Raw genomic sequence first — 4,412 nt, 5'->3', positions numbered from 1 at the left:
CGTCTGGCCGCCCAGCCAGCTACGACGAGGGTAATCCAACAGTCGTCGCGAGCCCTAGTAAAATGCGACTGGGCATAGCCGTAGCATTGATCGCAGTCCTTTTCATCGGCAACACTATCTTGCGGACAGAGGATAAGAGAGCGGCGAGCAATCTTACAGCCACTCAGACATGGGTCAGCCCTGTAACGGGCAAGTCAGCGACAATCGGTAAATCTTGGCAGCCTCAATCCATTGAGGCTGGCAGTGGACGTGCATTCTATTTCGTCGCCAGCGAGTTGCTCTCCGAGGCGATCTTTGGCCACGAAACACTGCCCTCAGATAACATTGATCCCATAACATACGCCAACGCCATCAGGGATGCGGTGGCGTCAGAGGTCACCATAAACACCGAGTGGCAACCATTGCAGGTGCAAGGCATGCAAGGGTTACGAGCGACGGGGATTTCAACGAGAGCTTCAGATGCAACTGTCGAGGTGACAATTGTCGTCAGCGGGCGAGATGCGTGGCGAACCTTGACGTTCACTCGAGGTGGCTCTGCTGCTCAGCTGACCGAGAAAAATCGGTTCGTGAACGCTATGTTCGGTACGGCCAGATGAATAGGCCTCGTAGGCTGGCCGGTACGATATCGATTGATGCGGGGACTGCCCCTTACTCGTATCGCGTCACGCTTGAACGCAGTAGCTGAAAATTATGCAAATCTCGCTCACATTCAATAGAGTGGTCTAAATGCCTTCCGTCTCACCAATCGAATGGGATATCGTCGAAGCGAGAGTATCTAAGGCAATGGCTCGCTATGAGCTTCAAAAGCCATCGCTTGCTTTTCTTTACCTCGTGCTAGAGCAGTATTTCCCGGACAGGTCGTCAGACTATCCGGAAATGATCGTGGACGGCGGTAACGATCTCGGTGTGGATGCCATAGAAATCCTCGAACGCGAGGACCGAGCGGAAGTCTTCATTTTTCAATCGAAACATCGGACTTCATTGGAATCGACAGATAGAACGATCAATGACGGGGAGGTCCTGAAAATCGGGGCCTTCCTTCATGGGCTTTTCGACAAGGAAGATCGGCTATTAAAAACGGGCAACCTTCAGCTGACTGAAGCCGTGGCGCGAGTTTGGCAACTCCATAAAAACGGTGTCATTTGCCGCTATCGCGTCGTCTTCTGCAGTAATGGCAAGGGATTGACCCCTTCTGCCAAATCAATCTTCGACAGTACGCTGAACTCTATGCCCAGTGTTGACTACGAGATTTACGGGCCGGTCGAGATAATGCGTGACATCGGGTCAAACGGCCGGGAACGCGAAATTGGTTGCCTTCAGGTAATCGGCAAAGAAGCATTCGAACGAACCGATGGCGATATCCGCGGCGTTATAGCGTCTGTCGACGCACGATCCTTTGTCGAGATGATCCAGACCTCCGATGGAAAGTCAATCAAGCGGCATTTGTTCGACGAGAACCTGAGAATCTTCCTCGGGGCGAATGGCGGGTATAACAGCAACATCATCCAAACTGCAGTCTCAGATGACAGCCACTTGTTCTGGTATCTGAACAACGGCATCACCATCACCTGCAAGGACTACGCCTTTAACAAGGGGCACTCGAACCCTGTAATCCGGATTGAGGACTTCCAGATCGTAAACGGCGCTCAAACCTCGCACTCGCTCCTCGAAGCCTACAAGAAGTCACCCGAAGCGTTCGAGAACGTTGTTTTGATGGTCCGGGTTTACGCCACGGCACGAAGTGACATAACCGAGAGGGTCGCCGTCGCGACCAATAGTCAGGCGCGCATCCAGGCTCGCGACCTGAGGGCCAACCACACTGTTTTAAAAAAACTTGAGATCGCCTTCCACGACCGCGGCTATTTTTTCGAGCGCAAGCGGAACATGCACGCTGACCGTGACCCTAAAAAGCGTGTTGATGCTCTGAAGCTGGGCCAGATACTGCTTTCATATGAATTGAGTGAACCTGATCGGGCCAAAGCCGATTCCGACACAATTTTCGGGGAGCGTTTCAATGTGATCTTTCACGAACATCACAATATCGATGACCTATGCCGACTGGTCGAACTCTACCGTTTGATTGAGGAGATGCGCGACGCCTATGCCGCCCGGCAGAGAGATGTGATTGAAGCGCCGACCGGCGAGCACCAATACCTCATATACGGCCACTGGTTCGTGTTGTACGCGGCTCATCTGATCTTGACGCAGAAGAATGCGCCGTTGCCCGTCGGTGAAGAGGCACGAAAGCTCGTGTTGGAGGCCTTGGCGCTGGTGGCCAAGGCATGCGCAAATGTGAGAAGCACTGCACATTATCAGCTGTTCCGAAGCCCCAAGACAAAGGGACGGATAATCGCCGAACTGGAAGGGCTTCAGATGACTCTGTTTGATCTTTAGGGATTCATTGGGAATTCGTGCATCTTCCTCATTGTAACGAGTCGATTGCCTCCATTCTAAGCTATCAAAGACCTTCTGCCCTCCTGTTGTTATTGCGGTGCCTCAATGCCTCTGGTCTCGTTTCCGTCCGACATCCAATTCGATGCAGTCATCCAAACGCTGGAAACCAGTGCCCAGGTTGTCAAGGCGTCACTTGTCGATGGATCGGTACTCTTCCTCAAAGGACCACCCCCTGTAGAAGGTGACACGATGTTGCTTCGGGAGTGGATTGGAACGGGTATCGCGGAAAAAATGGGACTGCCAACTTTGGACTATGGGTACATCCGCAGCCCTGATATTGTGGCGCATCACCTTGCACGATTATCCCATCTAAGGACTGACGTGATCTTCGCATCGCACGAGGCGACAGGATTCGCCTGGGACAGGTCGATCACACAGCTTTCAGTCGTCCGCAACGTGGAGGATTTTACGACGCTGGTGGTGCTTGATACCCTTTTGCGAAACGCAGATAGGTATTTTATCCGGTCTAATGGCGTTCCTCATGAAAATTCAGCGAATGTTTTCATTCGCCTTGACCAGGCAGGGAATGGAACTTTGATGGCGATCGACCACACCCATGTCCTCGGGTCCGATGCAGTGCTTCAAAGCGGCGCAGCGTCGGATAAGGTTAGCGACCCGGCGGTCTATGGTATGTTTCCAGAATTCCGACAACACATTGATCTCGATGTGCTTTCCACAACGCTCGACCAAGTTAACGGCTGGTCCAGAGACGATCTCGTTGAACTTGCGATGACTACTCCACCGGAATGGGGTATGTCTGCTGGGCGGGCCGAGTTGATAGGGGACTTTCTCGAAGCACGGGTTGCGTATATTGTAAATAATCTGAATGCGCTGATCGCGAACGAGTTATGACAATGACCAGAATTTATGCTGGCTTTTACACCCTAGTGCAGTTTTGTGCGGATACCGCGCGTGGTGAGACGTCGAATGTCGGTATCGCCGTCATCTCGCCGGAACTTCGTTCGGGCAAGGTAATCACAGGAATGGGTTCGTATGCACGCTCGCTTATGAAGGCTAGCGCGCTAGGTCAGGTCGGCGCATCATTGGTTATTCAGGGGTTTGTCGAACGCCTTGAGAAACGACTCAAGGATGCCCCATCCCGAGATACGTTGGACAACTTCACTGCTGCAGGTGCCAACCCTGTTTCGCTGAGTGCCGTCCGCGAGATGACCATTCGCGATCTGGACGCCGACGCCAACCGACTGTTTCGCCGACTTGTGGAAACGCACGGCCCTCGCTCGGGAATGAAGCTACCCCGTGTCACGTCAGAGGTAGGTCGTGCGCTGGAAAAACGAGGCGTAATGAACTTGCTTGATCGGGGTATCTCCGTCGAACTCCCGCAGTTGAATAAGACTTTGGAAGTTCCATACGGTTTCAGGAACGGCAAGCTAAATTTGGTAGCACCAACCAACTTCAACCTTTCTGAGGAACGCGTGGAAGAGGTTGCTGCTAAGTACGCGCTAACCGGAGAAGCTCTCGAAGAAACTGGTATGGACGCGCATCTGATCGTCGTGGGCAGGATGAATTCAGCCCGTGATGGTGACGAAAAAATGGTTCGCTCAATGTTGGAACGTAAAGGCGTGGATTTTCTTACCACCGCGCCAAACGACCTCGATCATCTCGCGAATACGGTGCGATACGCGACCAGCCACCATTGAGGACGACTGCGATCTAGCAGTAAGCCTCTCCGATTCGATGCGCACATACTTGGGGCGAAGGCGCTCCTTCATTCGAAGCCGCCTTCGCCTTTCAAGCACTCCGATCGGTAGTTGGGTTAGATACTCACCGGACCCTCCAGTCCGTCCTCCTGAAAAGGAAAACCTTCAAACTCCTCCCTGAGCTCTTCAAATGACATCGGATCGCACCCGTAGGTGCTGACGTCGGCAAGATCGACGATGTAGTCGGACATGAGTAAGCGCGAATTTCTCCGCACCTTTTTCCATTGAGCGTGTTTTGGG

Annotated in this window: 4 protein-coding genes and 1 pseudogene; 4 read left to right on the top strand and 1 reads right to left on the bottom strand. The window is 52.8% G+C overall.

Annotated elements, in window-relative coordinates:
- From PDO_RS10360 to PDO_RS10345, 4 genes and pseudogenes are all read left to right on the top strand, one after another.
- Nucleotides 1-596 (top strand): annotated as a pseudogene (locus PDO_RS10360) (RDD family protein); the annotation flags it as partial.
- Nucleotides 597-726: 130 nt separating this feature from the next.
- Nucleotides 727-2,394 carry an AIPR family protein gene (locus tag PDO_RS10355; RefSeq protein ID WP_007601444.1) on the top strand — a complete coding sequence of 556 codons (1,668 nt, stop codon included), beginning with the start codon at nucleotides 727-729 and terminating at the stop codon, nucleotides 2,392-2,394.
- Nucleotides 2,395-2,499: 105 nt separating this feature from the next.
- Nucleotides 2,500-3,306 carry a HipA family kinase gene (locus tag PDO_RS10350; RefSeq protein WP_007601442.1) on the top strand — a complete coding sequence of 269 codons (807 nt, stop codon included), beginning with the start codon at nucleotides 2,500-2,502 and terminating at the stop codon, nucleotides 3,304-3,306.
- Nucleotides 3,307-3,308: 2 nt separating this feature from the next.
- Nucleotides 3,309-4,112, top strand: coding sequence for a DUF3037 domain-containing protein (locus tag PDO_RS10345; protein WP_007601440.1), 804 nt, complete (start codon nucleotides 3,309-3,311; stop codon nucleotides 4,110-4,112).
- Between the two features lie 116 nt (nucleotides 4,113-4,228).
- Here the strand turns inward: PDO_RS10345 and PDO_RS28770 are convergent.
- Nucleotides 4,229-4,412, bottom strand: a 184-nt coding sequence (locus PDO_RS28770) for a hypothetical protein (RefSeq protein ID WP_210161515.1), incomplete at its 5' end; no start/stop codon positions are given.

The organism is Rhizobium sp. PDO1-076 (assembly GCF_000247475.1).
Taxonomy (GTDB): domain Bacteria; phylum Pseudomonadota; class Alphaproteobacteria; order Rhizobiales; family Rhizobiaceae; genus Allorhizobium.
Note: the sequence above shows the minus strand (reverse complement) of the source record. Positions and strands in the feature narration are given on the sequence as shown.